The 16,655-nt window shown below is 67.1% G+C and carries 14 protein-coding genes and 1 pseudogene; 1 reads left to right on the forward strand and 14 read right to left on the reverse strand.

Translation table 11 applies throughout. From position 1 onward, the window contains the following. Positions 1–26: 26 nt before the first annotated feature. The 7 genes and pseudogenes from ACK4IU_RS14770 to ACK4IU_RS14800 form a co-directional block, all read right to left on the reverse strand. Positions 27–1,246: pseudogene (locus ACK4IU_RS14770) on the reverse strand (trans-sulfuration enzyme family protein). Between the two features lie 106 nt (positions 1,247–1,352). After that, positions 1,353–1,823 carry an Hsp20 family protein gene (locus ACK4IU_RS14775; protein WP_149587932.1) on the reverse strand — a complete coding sequence of 157 codons (471 nt, stop codon included), beginning with the start codon at positions 1,821–1,823 and terminating at the stop codon, positions 1,353–1,355. A gap of 148 nt (positions 1,824–1,971) precedes the next feature. Continuing rightward, the gene (locus ACK4IU_RS14780; RefSeq protein ID WP_409736550.1) at positions 1,972–2,856 is read right to left on the reverse strand and encodes a trypsin-like serine peptidase; all 885 of its coding nucleotides are present in this window, start codon (positions 2,854–2,856) and stop codon (positions 1,972–1,974) included. After that, positions 2,853–3,680 carry a trypsin-like serine peptidase gene (locus ACK4IU_RS14785; RefSeq protein ID WP_409736552.1) on the reverse strand — a complete coding sequence of 276 codons (828 nt, stop codon included), beginning with the start codon at positions 3,678–3,680 and terminating at the stop codon, positions 2,853–2,855. Before ACK4IU_RS14785 ends, ACK4IU_RS14780 begins: the two co-directional genes overlap by 4 nt. Before the next feature lie 86 nt (positions 3,681–3,766). Further along, entirely contained in the window at positions 3,767–5,056 is a 1,290-nt protein-coding gene (gene glcF / locus ACK4IU_RS14790; RefSeq protein WP_409736554.1) for a glycolate oxidase subunit GlcF, read from the reverse strand. After that, a complete protein-coding gene (locus ACK4IU_RS14795) occupies positions 5,056–6,138 on the reverse strand; it encodes an FAD-binding protein (protein WP_409736556.1) in 1,083 nt (360 codons plus the stop codon). The genes glcF and ACK4IU_RS14795 overlap by 1 nt, the downstream gene beginning before the upstream one ends. A gap of 59 nt (positions 6,139–6,197) precedes the next feature. Next, on the reverse strand, positions 6,198–7,631 hold the full coding sequence (locus ACK4IU_RS14800) for an FAD-linked oxidase C-terminal domain-containing protein (RefSeq protein WP_409736558.1): 1,434 nt from the start codon (positions 7,629–7,631) through the stop codon (positions 6,198–6,200). An 82-nt stretch (positions 7,632–7,713) separates the two neighbouring features. Here ACK4IU_RS14800 and ACK4IU_RS14805 point away from each other — a divergent pair, with 82 nt between their 5' ends. Continuing rightward, positions 7,714–8,400: a DUF599 domain-containing protein gene (locus ACK4IU_RS14805; RefSeq protein ID WP_149587926.1), complete on the forward strand. Its 687-nt coding sequence runs from the start codon at positions 7,714–7,716 to the stop codon at positions 8,398–8,400. On the opposite strand, the gene ACK4IU_RS14810 is transcribed toward ACK4IU_RS14805, so the two are convergent. The 7 genes from ACK4IU_RS14810 to ACK4IU_RS14840 form a co-directional block, all read right to left on the reverse strand. Further along, positions 8,368–9,618, reverse strand: coding sequence for a flavin monoamine oxidase family protein (locus ACK4IU_RS14810; RefSeq protein ID WP_409736561.1), 1,251 nt, complete (start codon positions 9,616–9,618; stop codon positions 8,368–8,370). The two genes, ACK4IU_RS14805 and ACK4IU_RS14810, sit on opposite strands and share 33 nt — an antisense overlap. 447 nt (positions 9,619–10,065) lie before the next feature. Then, entirely contained in the window at positions 10,066–11,118 is a 1,053-nt protein-coding gene (locus ACK4IU_RS14815; protein ID WP_409736563.1) for a dipeptidase, read from the reverse strand. Next, a complete protein-coding gene (locus ACK4IU_RS14820) occupies positions 11,115–11,891 on the reverse strand; it encodes an ABC transporter ATP-binding protein (RefSeq protein ID WP_409736565.1) in 777 nt (258 codons plus the stop codon). The genes ACK4IU_RS14815 and ACK4IU_RS14820 overlap by 4 nt, the downstream gene beginning before the upstream one ends. Positions 11,892–11,893: 2 nt before the next feature. Then, a complete protein-coding gene (locus tag ACK4IU_RS14825; RefSeq protein ID WP_409736567.1) occupies positions 11,894–12,715 on the reverse strand; it encodes an ABC transporter ATP-binding protein in 822 nt (273 codons plus the stop codon). Continuing rightward, the gene (locus tag ACK4IU_RS14830; protein ID WP_409736569.1) at positions 12,712–13,617 is read right to left on the reverse strand and encodes an ABC transporter permease; all 906 of its coding nucleotides are present in this window, start codon (positions 13,615–13,617) and stop codon (positions 12,712–12,714) included. The genes ACK4IU_RS14825 and ACK4IU_RS14830 overlap by 4 nt, the downstream gene beginning before the upstream one ends. Further along, on the reverse strand, positions 13,614–14,678 hold the full coding sequence (locus tag ACK4IU_RS14835; protein ID WP_409736571.1) for an ABC transporter permease: 1,065 nt from the start codon (positions 14,676–14,678) through the stop codon (positions 13,614–13,616). The genes ACK4IU_RS14830 and ACK4IU_RS14835 overlap by 4 nt, the downstream gene beginning before the upstream one ends. A 43-nt stretch (positions 14,679–14,721) precedes the next feature. Continuing rightward, positions 14,722–16,323: an ABC transporter substrate-binding protein gene (locus ACK4IU_RS14840; protein ID WP_409736573.1), complete on the reverse strand. Its 1,602-nt coding sequence runs from the start codon at positions 16,321–16,323 to the stop codon at positions 14,722–14,724. Between the last annotated feature and the right edge of the window lie 332 nt (positions 16,324–16,655).

Raw genomic sequence — 16,655 nt, forward strand, 5'->3', positions numbered from 1 at the left:
CGAGCGACGCAGTCGACGAGGAGCGGTCAGTCGAGGGCGCGGGCCAGATCAGCGATCAGGTCGGCGGGGTCTTCCAGGCCCACGGACAACCGAAAGACCCCCTGGCCCGCCCAGTCCTTCCAACGATCCAGCGCGGCCCCCTCCATGCGGAAGGTGCTGCGCTGGACTTCCCCGGTCCCGATGTGAACGCAGATCGACCTCTGGTGGCCCAGGGAAAAGGCATAATGGATCACGCGGAACCGTTCCGCCATGCGGGCGGCGACGGTCGCGGGGTCCGAGCGGGTCTGGAAGGCGATCATCGCGCCGCCCAGTTCCATCTGGCGCCGGGCGATATCATGCTGCGGATGGTCCACCGCCCCGGGCCAGGTGACATGCGCGACGGCTGGGTGACCGGCAAGCCAGGCGGCCAGGCGTTCCGCCGTGGCGCAGGCCATGCGCATCCGGGGGAACAGCGTGTCCAGTCCGCGCAGGATCAGCCAGGCGTTCTGCGCCGAGAGGCTCGCCCCGAGATACACCCCGGCACGCGAGCGGAGGCGCGAGACGAGATCCTTCCGGCCGATCACCGCCCCGCCCAGCGCATCGCCATGGCCGTTCATGAACTTGGTCAGCGAATGGATCACGAAGTCGGCCCCGTGGTCCAGAGGCCGGGTGATGACCGGCGTCGCCAGCGTGCTGTCCACCGAAAGAAGCACCCCGGCCCCGCGCGCCAGGGCGGACAGGGCCGCAAGATCGGTCAGCCGCAGGATCGGATTATAGGGCGTTTCGGCATGGATGAGCCGGGTCTCGGGGCGCAGCGCCGCACGCACTGCGGCAGGATCGGTCAGGTCGCAGGGCGTGACCGCGATGCCGAGGTCGGGCAGGACGCGGGTGGCCAGTTCGTAGACACCCGCGTAGCACACGTCCGAAACGATCAGATGATCCCTGCCTTCAGGAAGGTCAGGAACACGGCGGCGGCGGCGGCGGCGCCGGTCGCGGTGGCCAGCGCATCCTCGGCGCCGTCGAGGCCGGCAAGCCGCTCTTCCAGGGCGCGGACCGTCGGATTGGTCCAGCGGGCATAGAGGAAGGGCTGTTCGGTCAGGTCGGCACCCTCGGCCGAGAACCCGGCCGAGCCCGGCGCGAAGACATTGTTTACCGAAGCGACCAGGTTCGGCGCGATGGCCCCGGTCAGCGGGTCGGGCACGAGACCGGCATCCAGGGCGCGGGTTGCGGGCTGCATCTGATCGGGGGGCAGCGGCTGATCGGACATTCGGCGGGCCTTTCCTTTGGCCCTTCATCCGCTGCCTGCAACCGGCTTGCAAGACGTGAAAGAGCCCGGGCGGGAACCCGGGCTCCTGCAAGCGGCCAGGGATGGATCAGTTCACCGTCTCGGGCTTGGCCTCGATGACGGGGGTCGCGCCGTTGGCACGGGTAATCTCGATCCGGCGGGGCTTCATCGCCTCGGGCACTTCGCGGACGAGATCGACGTGCAGCATGCCATTCTCGTGCACGGCGCCGGTCACGCGGACATGGTCGGCCAGGGCGAAGCGACGCTCGAAGGCGCGGGTGGCGATGCCGCGGTGCAGGTAGGTGCGCTCGGTCTCGTCGGCCGACTTGCGGGCCGAGATGAAGAGCGAACCGTCCTTCACTTCAACGCTCAGTTCCTCGGGCGTGAACCCGGCCACGGCGATCGAGATGCGATAGGCGTCCTCGGCAGTCTTTTCGATGTTGTAGGGCGGATAGGTCGGCTGGGCCACGTCAGTGGACAGGACCCGGTCCATCAGGTCGGCGATGCGGTCGAAGCCGACGGTGGCGCGGTAAAGCGGGGCAAAATCAAGGTTGCGCATTGTCATCCTCCTGGAAGCGATGTCAGGGGCCTTCCCTCGGCAAGGGCAAGGCGGGTACACCCGGGCCCGTCATGGCACCCGGATGACTGTGAGGTAGGAAAGGGCGATGCGGCTTTCAAGAGCCTGCGCAGGCGGTCCGGGCGGGGGGTCAGGGTGCCGCGCCGCCCAGACGCAGGCCGCCGCTCGTGCCGATGCGCTTGTCACCCTGCAACTCGATCCGCCGCACCGGCTTGCCGGGCATCGAAGGCGTGGCAGACTCGACCGACACCGTCGCGGGGGTAGGGGTATTTGCCACGCTGGTCGCCTGGCCGCGGCGCAGCGCCGACTTCAGCCGGTCGACCAGCGCCGGCAGTTCCATGCCGACCGACATCGTCTTGCCGTTCTCCTCGCTCCCTGCCGAGATGATCGAGACGATCCGTGCCCGATAGCCCGACCGGTCCAGCACCGGCGCCCCCGATGACCCGAAGGTGACATCGCAATCCATCGCGATCAGCTGGTCCTGCCGGCCGATCACATGGCAGACGCGCTGCCAGGACAGCACCTCTTCTCGCCCCACCGCGTAGGAAACGACGCTGACCACGTCACCATTGCCCGGCCGCGCCACGGTCAGTGGCGAAATCAGCGATGTCGGGATCGGTTCGGCCAGCTGCAACAGCGCCACGTCGCGGGCGATCATCTCGGGCGGGGCGGGGTCCATGCTGCGATAGCCGGGATCGATGATCGTGCGGACGACGTTGGCCTCGGCCAGAGCTGTGCCATTGGCCAGCCCGGCGCGAAAGCGGAAGCGCTCAGCCGGGACAGCGGTCCCGTCGCTGGCCAGCACGCAATGACCGGCAGTCAGCACCAGATCGGGAGCGATCAGCGCGCCGGTGCAGAAACCGCCACCTTCGATATCGACCCGGCCCACGGGTTCGAACCCACGCAGCTCCTCGCGCGTGAGCAAGGCGTCAAGTCCCGAGTTCTGCGCAGCGGCACCCTGCGGCGACACCGCCGCGGCAAGAAGGGCCGCAAGCAGAACGAAAATGCTTTTCATGGCTTGAGGAACTTTGCCCCGGATCCGATACCGCCCGACAGGATGCTGACCGACTTGCCCCCGGCCGCCGAGCCGGCCTTGCTGGCCTCGAGCGCGCTGCGCAGCGCAGCCAGCGGCTCGGCCAGCGGCACGGCAAGGGCGACCTTGCGGCCATCGACCTCGGCCTTGGCCGAGATGACCGAGACCACCCGCGCGACCCCGTCGCGGACGCTGAACACCGGCGCACCGGACGAGCCGAAATCGACGTTGCAGGTCAGGATCAGGGCGTTGCGGCGGCCCGCCAGCACCTCGCAGGCCTCCTGGATCGAGGGTGCCTCCTCGCGGTATTGCGCATAGGAGACGACATCGACCGCATCGCCCTCGACCGGGGCGGCGCCGGTCTCGAAGGGCAACAGCGACGGCAACCGGATCGGCTGGCTGAGTTCCAGCAGGGCCACATCGTCGGTCACGCGGTCCAGCTTGTCGGCCGTGCCGTAGCGATAGCCCGGATGGGCAACCGCCCGGCTGACCCGGCGGTAGGCGACGGCCCGGCCATTGCGGAAGCCGGCCTGAAACTCAATTTCCTCGGGGCGCAGCTGCACGCCGGTGGTCTTGTCGTAAAGGCAGTGCGCGGCGGTCAGGACCAGCTGCGGACCGATCAGTGCCCCGGTGCAGAAGCCGCGGTCGCCCAGTATCAGCTTGCCGACCGCATCCCAACCGCGGGAATCGTCTGCGGTCTGAAGCCGAACCATGCCGGCATCCTCGGACAGGACCGGCTTGACCGTCCCTATCGCGGCCCAAAGCGCAAACCCCGCCGCCAGAAGCCCGGGGAACAGATGACGCATGGACCCCCTCCCTTTCCGCGCGGACCTCAGCATTACGCGGGAAGTTTGGCGGATTTGCGGCCGGTCGCGCAAGCGCGGCGTTGCGCTCAGCCCTGCAAGGCCCGCGGCTGTGGCCCGCCGGTCGCCCAGTCGAGCAGTTCGACCGTATGGACGACCGGAATCCCGGTGCCCGAGCCGATCTGCATCATGCAGCCGATGTTGCCCGCGGCGATGACCTGAGGCCGCTTCGCCTCGAGCGTGGCCACCTTGCGCCGCTTCAGCTCGGCACTGATCTCGGGCTGCAACAGGTTGTAGGTGCCCGCGCTGCCGCAGCAGAGATGGCTGTCGGCGGGTTCCACCACCTCGAAGCCCGCGCGTTTCAAGAGATCCTTCGGCGCGGTCTTGATCTGCTGGCCATGTTGCAGCGAACAGGCGGCATGATAGGCGACGCGCAGTCCCTTCGGCGCCCCTTCCGGCAGGCCGAGACGGGTCAGCACTTCGCTGATGTCCTTCGCCAGCCCCGCGACAGTCGCCGCATCCTCGGCCAGGGCGGGATCGGTGCGGAACATGTGGCCGTAGTCCTTGACCGTGGTCCCGCAGCCGCTGGTGTTGATGACGATGGCATCAAGGCCCGCCGCCCGCTTCTCGGCCATCCAGGCGCGGATGTTGGCGGCGGCACTGGCATGGGCCAGATCCTCCTTGCCCATGTGATGCGTCAGCGCCCCGCAGCAGCCAGCACCCTTCGCCACCACCACCTCGCAGCCAAGCCGTCGCAACAGGCGGATCGTCGCATCGTTGATGTCGGTGTTCAGCGCCTTCTGCGCGCAGCCGGTCATCAGCGCCACGCGCATCCGGCGTTCGCCTTGCGCCGGGAACACCTGCGGGTCGTCGTTTCGACTGACCGGCGGGATGGTCTTCGGCGCCATCCGCATCATGGCCTGCACCCGGGCATCGGGGATCGCCCAGGCGAAGGGCCGGCCGATCCTTGCCGCCAGAAGCGCCAGGCGGAACCGGCCGGGATAGGGGATCACCCGGGCCAGCACCGCGCGCAGCACCCGGTCCATGAAGGGTCGGCGATAGGTCTTCTCGATATGTGCCCGGGCGTGATCGACGAGGTGCATGTAATGCACGCCCGAGGGGCAGGTCGTCATGCAGGCGAGGCACGAGAGACAGCGGTCGATGTGCTTCACCGTCTTCTCGTCGGCCGGGCGGCCCTGCTCCAGCATGTCCTTGATCAGGTAGATCCGCCCGCGCGGACTGTCGAGCTCGTCTCCCAGAACCTGATAGGTCGGGCAGGTCGCGGTGCAGAAGCCGCAATGCACGCAGGACCGCAGGATCTCGTTCGATCGCGCGATTCCGGGGTCGGCCAGCTGTTCAGGCGTGAAGGTCGTCTGCATCAGCCCATCATCCCGCGATTGAGAATGTCCCTCGGATCGAACGTCGCCTTCAACCCGGCGACCAGCGCCGCCACCTCGGGCGCCTCGGGGGGAAAGACCGGGCCGCCCTGCCCGCGCACCAGTGTCGCATGGCCCTTGCCCGCAACCGCTGCCGCGACCTCCGCGCCGCGCCCGGCTTCGGTCAAAAGCCAGATCAGCCCCCCGCCCCAGTCCCAGAGCGCCGTGCCGCCCACGGCTGCCACGATCCCGGCCGCCGCCGTGGGCAGGGTGGCGATCCGCCAGATCTCGCCTGGTTTGCCCTGCAAGGGCACGACATCGCGCACCCTGCGCCAGAGCGCGGCGCTTTCCTCCCCCTCGACCACCGTCGCCTCGCCCCCGACCAGCGCCTTCAGCCGCCCGATGCGATAGGCGACGGACCCGGCCATGCCTTCCACGCGGATCAGGCTTTGCCCGGAATGTCGCGCCGCGCCCGAGACGTCGAAGGGCGAACCCAGCGCCGTCCGCAGACATGCGAGCCCGGCCGCATCGTCCAGACCCTCGACGACCAGCGTCGCCTCCGCCTCCGGTATCGCCTGCACCTTCAGGCTCACCTCGGTCAATACGCCCAGCACGCCCCGGCTGCCGGCCATCAGCTTCACCAGGTCATAGCCGGTGACGTTCTTCATCACCCGCCCGCCGTTGCGCACCACCGTCCCGCTGCCATCCACGAACCGCACCCCCAGCGCGGCATCGCGGGCCGCCCCCGTCTGCACCCGACGCGGGCCCGAGCCGTTGGCGGCCACCACCCCGCCGATGGTCGAGACCCCCTCGCGCCCGAGGATCGCGCGCAGGTCCGGGGGCTCGAAGGCCAGCCGCTGCCGTTCCCCCGCCAGCACGCGCTCCACCTCGGCCAGAGCCGTGCCCGCCCGAACGACCAGGGTCAACGCGCCCGGTTCATAGAGTTCTACCCCCGAGATGCCCGCGGTCTCCAGCACCTCGCCGACCGCATGGCCCAGGGTGCGCGTGCCTCCGCCCCGCACCAGCAGCGGCCCCGCAGCCCCCGCCACGGCTTCCGCCAGTTCCGATTCGCTCGAAGGCCGCATGCCTTGCCCTTTGCCCAAATACTCTGCGGGGGTCCGGGGGTGCAAAACCCCCGGACGGTTCAGACCGCGCGCCGCCCGGCACTGGTCTCAAGCGGAAACACCTTCGCCGGGTTCAGCAGCCATTTCGGGTCGAAGACATCCTTGATCCGCATCTGCGCCTCCATGTCGGCGGCCGAGAACTGCACCGCCATCAGGTCGCGCTTCTCGATCCCCACGCCGTGCTCGCCGGTCAGACAGCCGCCGACCTCGACACACAGCTTCAGGATCTCGGCGCCGAAGGCCTCGCATTTCTCCAGGTCGCCGGGCTTGTTGGCGTCGAACAGGATCAGGGGGTGCATGTTGCCGTCGCCGGCATGGAACACGTTGCCCACGTCCAGGCCGAACTCGCGGCTCATCTCGCCTATCCGCTTCAGCACATGCGGCAGGGAGGAAACCGGGATCGTCCCGTCAAGGCACATGTAGTCGTTGATCTGCCCCATCGCGCCGAAGGCCGACTTGCGCCCCAGCCAGATGCGTTTGGCCTGATCCTCGTCCTCGGCCTCGCGGAATTCGACCGGGTCATGCGCCAGAGCGATCTGGCGGATGCGGGCCAGCTGTTCGCTGATCTCGGCCTCGGACCCCTCGACCTCGATGATCAGAAGCGCCTCGCAATCCGGGTAGCCCGCCTTGGCGAAGGCTTCGGTGGCGCGGATGCAGGGGCGATCCATGAACTCGATCGCGACTGGCAGGATGCCCGCCTTGATGATGTCGCTGACGCAGGCACCCGCGACCTCGTTCGAGTCGAACCCGACCAGCACCGGCCGCGCGCCCTCGGGCTTGGGCAGGATGCGCAGCCAGGCCTCGGTGACCACGCCGAGCTGCCCCTCCGACCCGCAGACCACGCCCAGAAGATCGAGCCCCGCCGGCTCGCCCCAGGGGCCGCCCAGCGTGACCACCGTCCCGTCCATCCGGACCAGCGTCACGCCCAGAAGGTTGTTCGTCGTGACCCCGTATTTCAGGCAATGCGCCCCGCCCGAGTTCATCGCGATGTTCCCGGCGATCGCGCAGGCCAGCTGGCTGGAGGGGTCGGGCGCGTAGAAGAACCCATCCGCTTCGACCGCGCCGGTGACCGACAGGTTGGTGCGGCCCGACTGCACCCGGATGAAGCGGTTCTCGTAGTCGGTCTCCAGCACCGCGTTCATCCGCGCCACGCCCAGGATCACGCTGTCCGCCGTCGGCATCGCCCCCCCGGCCAGCGAGGTGCCCGAGCCGCGCGGCACGACCGGAACCCCATCCTCCCAGCAGACCCGCAGCACCGCCGCGACTTCTTCGGTCGTGCGCGGCAGGACGGCGGCAAGCGGAGGGCAACGATAGGCGGTCAGGGCATCGCATTCATAGACGCGCAGCTCTTCGGGCGCGTCGATCAGCCCGTCGGCCGGCAGCACCGCCCGCAGCCGGGCCAGAATGGCCGCCCTTCGCTCCAGCACGCCCCGATCCGGTTCCGGCATCTGCATGGAAACCCCTCCTGACTGGTAAACAAATATAACCAATTTCGCCGGGTGACAAGAAAAAACCCCAGCCCTACTGTGCCGTGCCATGACGATGAACCTTGCCGCGATCCCCGTGCTCGACCTGGCAATGCTGGGCCTTCTGATCGCCGCCTGGCTTGCCGCGGGCTGGATCAGCGAGCATCCGCCCCGCGCCCTGCCCTCGGTCTCGTGGCTGATGGAGGATTACCGGCGCGACTGGATGCGCACCTTCGTCACCCGTCAGCCGCGCATCTTCGACGCCACGCTGATCGACTCCCTGCGCCAGGGGACGGCCTTCTTCGCCTCGGCCTGCATGATCGCCATCGGCGGCGGGGTGGCGGTGATCGGCAATGCGGCGGCGGTGCAGAGGCTGGCCGAGGAGTTGCCGATCGCGGACGGGCCGGATGTCGCGGTCAAGATGCTGCCGGTGATCGGCTTCCTTGCCAATGCGCTGTTGAAATTCGTCTGGGCGCACCGGCTGTTCGGCTATTGCTCCATCCTGATGGCTGCGGTGCCGAACGACCCCGGCGATCCCTTGGCCTTCCATCGTGCGGGCCAGGCGGCCGAGATCAACATCACCGCCGCGAAAAGCTTCAACCGGGGTCTGCGGTCGATCTACTACGCGCTGGCCGCGCTCGGCTGGCTTCTAGGCCCCTGGGGCCTTGCCGTGGGCACGGGGCTTGCGACCGCCATCCTGATCCGGCGCGAGTTCGCCAGCACCTCACGCCGGGTGATCCTGGCCCGCGAGCCATAGGGCCACCTGCCCCGCCGCCGTCTCGCCCGAAAGCCGCGCCCCGGCAGCGGTCTGCTTCAGCCCCCCGGCCAGCGCCTCGCCCGCGAACCAGATCCGCTCGCCCACGGGGTCCTTCAGCACTTCGCGGGCATGGGCCTTGCCCGGGCGCGCGGCGGCATAGCCTCCCCTGACATGGCGCTCGGCGCCCCAATTGGTCATTGTCCCGTGCCGCACCGCGCGGCGCACGTCGGATCCGAAGATATCCGCCAGCCGGTCCGTCACGAAATCCACCGCCGCCGCCGCGCCCGCCGCCTCCATCTCCCAGGCGAAATCGCCGCCGACGAAGCCGACCATCAGGTCGAGATCGAAGGGAAAGGCCAGGAAATAGAGATCATGCCGCGCATGGCGTTCGATCAGCAGATCGTCAAACGGCTTCAGGCCCAGCCGAGTGCCTTCGATCCGCACGGGAATCTTGGTCAGAAGGCCCATCGGCAGGTCGAAGATCGCTTCCTGATGGCCTGCGGGCAGGTCGGGGGTGAACGCAATGTCCTCGAAGGCCAGAACGCCGGTCGAGACGGTGACGATCACGGCCTTCGCCCGGATCGTGCCCCGGGCCGTCTCGACCTCGACCCCTGGCCCGTCCCAGCGGATGCGGCGCACCGGGCAGTCCAGCGTCACCGGCACATCGGCGCCCCAGCGATGGATCAGGGCGCCGAAACCCTCCTTGGTGAAATAGTTCGGGTCCAGATCCGCCGCCGCCATGTAGTCGGTGATGGAAATCTCGTCGTCGTCGGCGCCGAAATCCATCGGGCCGGCAAAGGTGGAATTCGCCCGCAGGCAATGGCAATCGGCGATCAGACTCGACAGCCGGTCATCGGGCCCCTCATGCGCCTCCAGACAGGCCCGCAGCGCCGAGTCCGCGGCCGCGACACGCGCCATCTCCTCGTCACTCGCCCGGCGCCTGCCGAACCACAGGTGATCCAGACCCATGTCATGATGAAAGAGCGTCCAGCCGGCTGCCTGCGCCTCGGCGAAGAAAGGGTTGCGGTCGGCCGCATGCAGCCAGGCGCAGCCCATGTCGAAGGGAACGCCGAAGTCCGAGGTCGTGGTCCAGGCCCGCCCGCCGATTCGGTCCATCGCCTCGACAACCTGAAACGACCGCCCCGCCGCCAGCAGCCGCTTTGCCGCCCCAAGCCCCGCGCATCCCGCGCCCACGATGACCACATCGACATCCGTCATATCGAAATCCTCCGCATCAAATGGCTTCAGGATGCCTTCATGCGCGATTCGGGCCAAGGACCGGCCAGACACCCAGTCCGGGGTGCGGCGCGCCGGGCCGTCAGATGCCATGACGTATTGTCCCGAGCCGCCCAACGGGTCGGAGGAGGCGATCTTCTCGGCGGATATGAAATCCTGCGCAGATCGCCCATTGCTCAGACGGGGCAACCTCGCCGGATCAAACCGGGAGGCTTCGCCGAGTTGAAGGAGCAACCGGGGTCACATCGTCGCTGTTGCAGAACTCTGACCGTACAAGATTCATATCGTGAATCCATTCGGTTAGACGGGAAGCATCAGAAAGCCCACACCCGCCCGCCACCGGTCCGGCCACCCGAAGGTCTTTCCCCCGGCCGTCGCCATGGTCGCAACCGTCATGTTCTGGCCATGACGCGAGAGCGAGTCCTGACCTTAAAGCGTGCGGTCGATAAGCCTAAGCCAGTTGGCATGGGCCAGCTTTTCAAGCAGCGGCCGGTCGTAGCCATGGTCTGCCAGTGCCTGCATGAGTCTTGGCAGGCCAGTCACGTCGTTGATGACGTCCGGCGTGGTGCAGCCGTCGTAGTCGGACCCGAATCCGAGGTGCTCTTCTCCCAGCCGCTCCAGCAGATAGTCCATCTGGCGCAGGATCGGATCCCATCCGGTTTCGGCCAACTGGCGGCCGTCCGGGCGCAGGAAAGACACCGAGAAGTTCAGTCCCACCATGCCGCCGCTGTCTCGGATCATCGCCAGTTGCCGGTCGGTCAGGTTCCGCGACGACGGGCAAAGCGCGTGGGCGTTGGAATGGGTGGCAACCATGGGCGCGTCGGACAGGCGGGCGATGTCGTTGAACCCGGCTTCGTTCATGTGGCTGAGGTCCAGCATGATTCGAAGCCGGTTGCATTCCTTGACCAGCCGCTTGCCCGCATCCGTGAGCCCCGGCCCGGTATCGGGGCTGGAGGGAAAGACAAAGGGCACGCCGTGGCCGAAGATCGTCGGCCGCGACCAGACCGGCCCCAGTGATCGCAGGCCCACGGCGTGGAAAAGGTGGAGCGCATCGAGGCTTTCGTCGATCGCCTCGGCGCCTTCCATATGCATGATCGCTGCTATGGTGCCTTGCGCCAGACAGTCCCGGACCTCTGCGCCCGTGCGGCAGACCTTCAGCGCGCCCGCCGAGGCGCGTTCCATCCACAAGAGGTGCCCTGCCGCCGCGACAGCGGGAGTCACCGCCTCGGCAAAAGGGATCGGGTCGGGCAGCGGCAGAGCATACGGCGGGTTTTCCATCTTTGCCCGGTAGTCCGGATCGTCGTGCGCGATGGGCGATGGCAGGTAGATTGCGAAGAATCCTCCGGCAAACCCGGACGCCTGCATGCGGGGCAGATCAAGATGGCCCTTGCCCTCGCCGGTCAGGAAGATCTCGTCGCGCCGTTCCGGGTTCAGGAGCAGCCGCAGCAGAAGGTCGTTGTGGCCATCAAAGACCGGTATCATGGCGCGGACTCCGAGGTGCTGCCCAGCATCCGGTCGGCGCTGGCGGCAAACAGACTGCGGGCATAGGCGGTGGTCATCCGGGCGCCCGCAAGGTCGTCGCGACCGATCTCTTCCACCGTTCGGCCGTGCTGCAGGACCATGATCCTGTCGCACATGTGGTCGATCACCGCCAGATCGTGCGACACCATCAGGAAGGTCAGCCCCTGTTCGGCCCGCAGGCGGTTCAGCAGGTTCAGCACCTCCGCCTGGACCGACGCATCGAGCGCGCTGGTCGGTTCGTCCAGAAGCAGGATCTTCGGCCGCAGCATAAGGGCCCGGGCAATGGCGACGCGCTGGCGCTGGCCGCCGGACAGCTGGTGGGGATAGCGGAAGCGGAAGGCGGGGGGCAGGCCCACGTCGGTCAAGGCCTGCACCACGCGGGCGTCGCGGTCCGGCATTCGGTGGATCGCCAGCGGTTCCGACAAGGTGCGGTCGATGGTGTGGCGGGGATGGAGGCTTGCATAGGGGTCCTGAAAGACCATCTGCACCTCGGTCGAGAAGGCCCGCCCGCGGGGGGTGGGCACGGGCTTTCCGTCGATCCGGATCGTGCCGCCAGTCACCGGCGCCATGCCGCAGATCGCCCGCAGGATCGTGGACTTGCCCGACCCGCTTTCGCCCACGAGGCCATAGCTCTCGCAGGACTCCACCGACAGGCTGACGTCCCGCACCGCCTGTACCTCGCGCCCCTTTGCGTGGAAGGTCACGTTCAGGTGCTCGATCTCGATCAGGGCCATCGTCAGAACCCCGCCCGGTCGAGCACCGGCAACGGCTCACGCGGGCCACCGATCCGGGGCAGGCAGTTCAGAAGGCCCTTCGTGTAGGGATGCTTCGCCTCCATCAGATGGGATGCCGCGATCTCCTCCACCACCAGCCCCTTGTGCATGACAAGGACCCGGTCGCAGAACCGCGCCACCAGCCGCAGGTCATGGCTGATGAAGATCAGACCCATGCCCCGGTCGCGGACCAGTCCGTCGAGGATCGCCAGCACCTCGGCCTGAACCGTGACGTCCAGCGCACTCGTCGGCTCGTCGGCGATAAGAAGTTCGGGTTTCGGGATCAGCATCATCGCGATCATCACCCGCTGCCCCATCCCGCCGGAAAGCTCGTGCGGGTAGGCCTCCATCACGCGGGCAGGGTCGCGGATCTGCACGGCCTCAAGCGCGGCAATGGCCTTGGCGGTGGCGTCGGCCCTGCCCAGCCCGTCGCGCAGCCGCAAGCCCTCGGTCAACTGGCGACCGACGGTCATCACCGGGTTCAGGCTGTATTTCGGGTCCTGCATCACCATGCCGATGCGCTTGCCGCGCAGGGCGCGCATGTCGCATTCGGACGCATTCAGGATGTCCTGGCCGTCGAAGGTCATCGCATCGGCCTCGATCCGGCCCGGCGGTCGGATCAGCCGCAGCACCGAGCGGCCCGTCATCGTCTTGCCCGATCCGGATTCGCCCACGATTCCCAGCCGTTCATGGCCCAGCGAAAACGACACGCCGCGCACTGCCTCGACCTTGCCGGTCTCGGTGTCGAAGGTGACGCGCAGGTTCCTGACCTCCAGCAGGCTCATCTCGAGGAACTCCTTGGGTCAAGGACATCGCGCAATCCGTCGCCCAGCAGGTTGAAGCCGAGGCTCACGATGAAGATCGCAAGACCCGGCATCGTGGCGACCCACCACTGTTCGAATAGGTATTTGCGCCCTGACGAGATCATCAGGCCCCATTCCGGCGTGGGGGGCAGGACGCCTAGCCCAAGGAATCCCAGGCCCGCAGCGATCAGGATGACGCCTGCCATGTCCAGCGTGACCCGGATGATGACCGAGGGCAGGCACATCGGCACGACGTGGCCTGCGATGATGCGGGGCGCGCTGGCCCCCTGCAACCGGATCGCGGAAATGTAGTCCGAGGAGCGGACGGTCAGCGTCTCGGCCCGTGCGACGCGGGCATAGGGCGGCCAGGCGGTCAGCGCGATGGCGAGGACGGCGTTCTCGATCCCCGGCCCCAGGACGGCAACCAGTGCCAGCGCCAGGATCAGGCGGGGAAAGGCCAGGAAGATGTCGGTCAGCCGCATCAGGACGGCGTCGATCCAGCCACCGAAGTAGCCCGCCACGGTGCCGATCAGAAGGCCGAGGACCGGCGCGGTGACCGCGACGAGCGCGATGATGTAGAGCGTGATCCGCGCGCCGTAGATGATGCGCGACAGGATATCCCGGCCGAAATCGTCGGTGCCGAGCCAGTTGCCGGGCGTGCCGGGCGGCAGCAGGCGGCGCGTCAGGTCCTGGGTCAGGGGATCATGCGGCGCGATCAGTGGGGCAAAGGCAGCGACTACCAGCAGGATGCCGACGATGACCAGCCCCGCCATTGCCAGCCGGTTGCGCCGGATGCGTTGCCAGGAGAGCCAGGCCTGCCCCAGCCGGGCCTGCCGCCGCGAGGCGGGGTTCGGGTCGGAAAGCCAGGCGCGGAGTGCGGTCATGTGCGCGCCCTCGGGTCGACCAGCCGGTAAAGGATGTCGGAGGCCATGTTCAGCGTGACAAAGGCCACACCCACGACCACCGTGCCGCCCAGCACCGCCGGCATGTCGGCCGAGAACAGCGCGTCGGTGATATAGCTGCCAAGGCCGGGCCAGGCGAAGATCGTCTCGGTCAGGACCGAGCCTTCCAGCAGGTAGGCGTAGGACAGGGCGATGACGGTGATCAGCGGCACCAGCACGTTCTTCATCGCATGCACCCAGATCACCCGCCATTCCGGCATGCCCTTTACCCGGGCCGTGGTGATGTATTCCTGGCCAAGCTCGTTCATCATGAAGCTGCGGGTCATGCGGCTGATGTAGGCCATCGAGACATAGCCCAGAAGGCCCGCGGGCAGGATGATGTGGCTCACCGCATTGCCGAAGACGTCCCATGCGCCGTTCAGCGCGCTGTCGAGCAGGATCATGCCGGTGTAACTGGTCAAGGTGAACTGCATCATCATGTCATAGGTCGGGTCCAGCCGCCCCGGCCCGGAAACCCAGTCGAGCTGGCCGTAAAAGACCAGAAGGCCGATCAGCCCCAGCCAGAACACAGGCATCGAATAACCCATCAGGCCAACGACCCGGACGATCTGGTCGGCAATGCTGCCGGGCCGGGTCGCGGCCAGCACGCCCGCCGGCACGCCGACCAGCGTTCCGAAGATCGTGCCAAGCGTCGCAAGTTCCAGAGTGGCCGGAAAATAGCGCGCGATTTCCGAGGCGACGGGCGCCCCGGTCTTGATGGAGTTGCCAAGATCTCCCCGCATCGCATCCCAGACATAGATGACGAACTGCTGCCACAACGGCAGGTCGAGCCCCAGTTTCTCGCGTATCGCCGCGATCTGCGCCGGGGTGGCACGTTCGCCGACGATCGACAGCACCGGGTCGGTCGGGACCACGCGGGCGATGACGAAGGTGATGAGCAGAAGGCCCAGAAGCGTGATGGCCAGTGTGCCAAATGCAAGCAGGATCTGCTTCACGAACGGGAGCAGACGGTTGCGGGATTGCGGGGCGGAAGTTGAGGTCATGCAGGAAAATGGCCGCCGCCAGGGCGGGCGGCGGCCCGGTCGCTCACTTGGTGACGGTCCAGTAGGACGCCGAATCGGTCGCCCCACCGGCATAGAAGCCGCTCACATTGGCGCGCATCGCGTCCTGGCGGGCCTGCTGGAACATGAAGATGAAGGCGGAATTGTCCCGCACCTTGACCTGGAGGTCCTCATACATCGCCTTGCGCTTCTCGGTGTCCTTCTCGACTACGGCCGCATCGGTTTCGGCGTTGATCTCGGCACCCGGGTCCCATGCGGTACGCCAGGCAAGGTAGCCCGTGGCATTGGCCTCGTCCGAGTTGTCGGGGTTCGAGGCGAAGGTCGAGGCGTTGGTGTGCGGGTCGGGATAGTCCGGCCCCCAGGTCTGGAGCGTCATCTCGTGCTGGCGGCCCCGATAGACCGCCAAACCCTGCGCGCCGTCACCGACGTCGAGGACAAGGTTGATGCCGATCTGCGCGAAGGTGTTTTGCAGCGAGGTGGCGATGTCCATCCGTTCCTGGTTGTTGCGAACGGTGAACTTGACCTCCAGTGGCAGGGTCACACCAGATTCGGCCATCAGCGCCTTGGCCTTTTCCAGGTCCAGGCTGTAGGGTGTCTCGGTCAGCGCACCCAGGAAGCCCTGCGGCAGGAAAGCCTGGTGAACGACCCACTGGCCCTTCAGGATGCTGTCGGTCATGCCGGCGTAATCGACCGCCCAGCGCATCGCTTCCTGGACCTTGGGATTGGCCAGTTCGGCCTTCTTCTGGTTCAACGCGAGGTAGTAGATCTGCCCGCCGACGTCGCTCTGCACCTTGATGTCGGCATTGCCCTCGAGGCCTGCGATGTCGGTCGGGGTCAGTTCGCGCCCGATGTCGATGTCGCCCTTTTCCAGGAGCAGGCGCTGGGTCGCGCCTTCCGGGACGTGCTGCATGAACACGTTCTTGATCTTCGCGTCGCCGCGCCAATGGCCCTGACGCGCCTCGAGTACATAGCCCTGGTTCGGCTTGAAGCTTTTCAGCACATAGGCCCCGGTCCCGGCCGAGTTGGCCTTCAGCCAGGCGTTGCCCATGTCGCCATCGACCTCATTCGCCATGACCGTCTTCATGTCGACGATGTTGGCCACCCCGGCCGTCAGGCAGTTGTAGACGAAGGACGGCGCGTAGGCCTTGTCGGTCTTCAGCGTGACAGTGTCGCCCTCGAAAGTGATCATCTGGTCGACGTTCTCCGGCGTCAGGCCGAACTGGGTCAGGATGAAGGCCGGGGTCTTGTTCAGCTTGACCACCCGGCGCAAGCTGCCCGCAGCATCTTCCGCCGTCAGCGGGTTGCCGGACGAGAAGGTGATGCCCGACTTGATCTTGAAGGTATAGGTCGTGCCGTCTTCGGACACTTCCCAGCTTTCTGCCAGACCGGGGACAAGCTCGCCGGGCCTGGTCGGATCCAGTTCGATCAGAGTGTCATAGACGTTGTTGTTCAGGTCGACACCCGAAAACTCGAAGGCTTCGTGCGGGTCGATCGACACGATGTCGTCGATGGCATCGGCAATCACCAGCGTGTCCGCCGGCGTCTCGGCCATGACTGCCACGGGTGCGGTGCCCGCCATCAGCGCGGCAATCGCTGCCGCACGGCCAAATCCATGCTTCAGGTACATCGTCCATCTCCCTGTGTTCGATAGTTGAGGAGGCGCCGGGCGCCATTCCCGGTGCAGATTGGATGAAAGCGGATGGCCGAAGTCAATGCCTAACCGATGGCCAACACATTAGGTGCCCCTAGTTTCCTAGACGCCTGCCTCGTTCAGTTTCTGCTGCTGGGTTTCGAAGTCAACGGGCGACAGCATTCCGTAGTTCGTGTTGACCTGCCCCCCGGAACTTCCCCATCCCCGGACAGACTTATCCCGCGACCTCTGTGACGGGCGTTCCGAGCGCGGTGAAGCGGTTCAGGACCGCGACCCGGACCTGGAACTCTGCAACCTGACGGTCGAAG

Origin of the sequence: Tabrizicola flagellatus, from assembly GCF_046295235.1 — a bacterium.
GTDB lineage: Bacteria > Pseudomonadota > Alphaproteobacteria > Rhodobacterales > Rhodobacteraceae > Tabrizicola > Tabrizicola flagellata_A.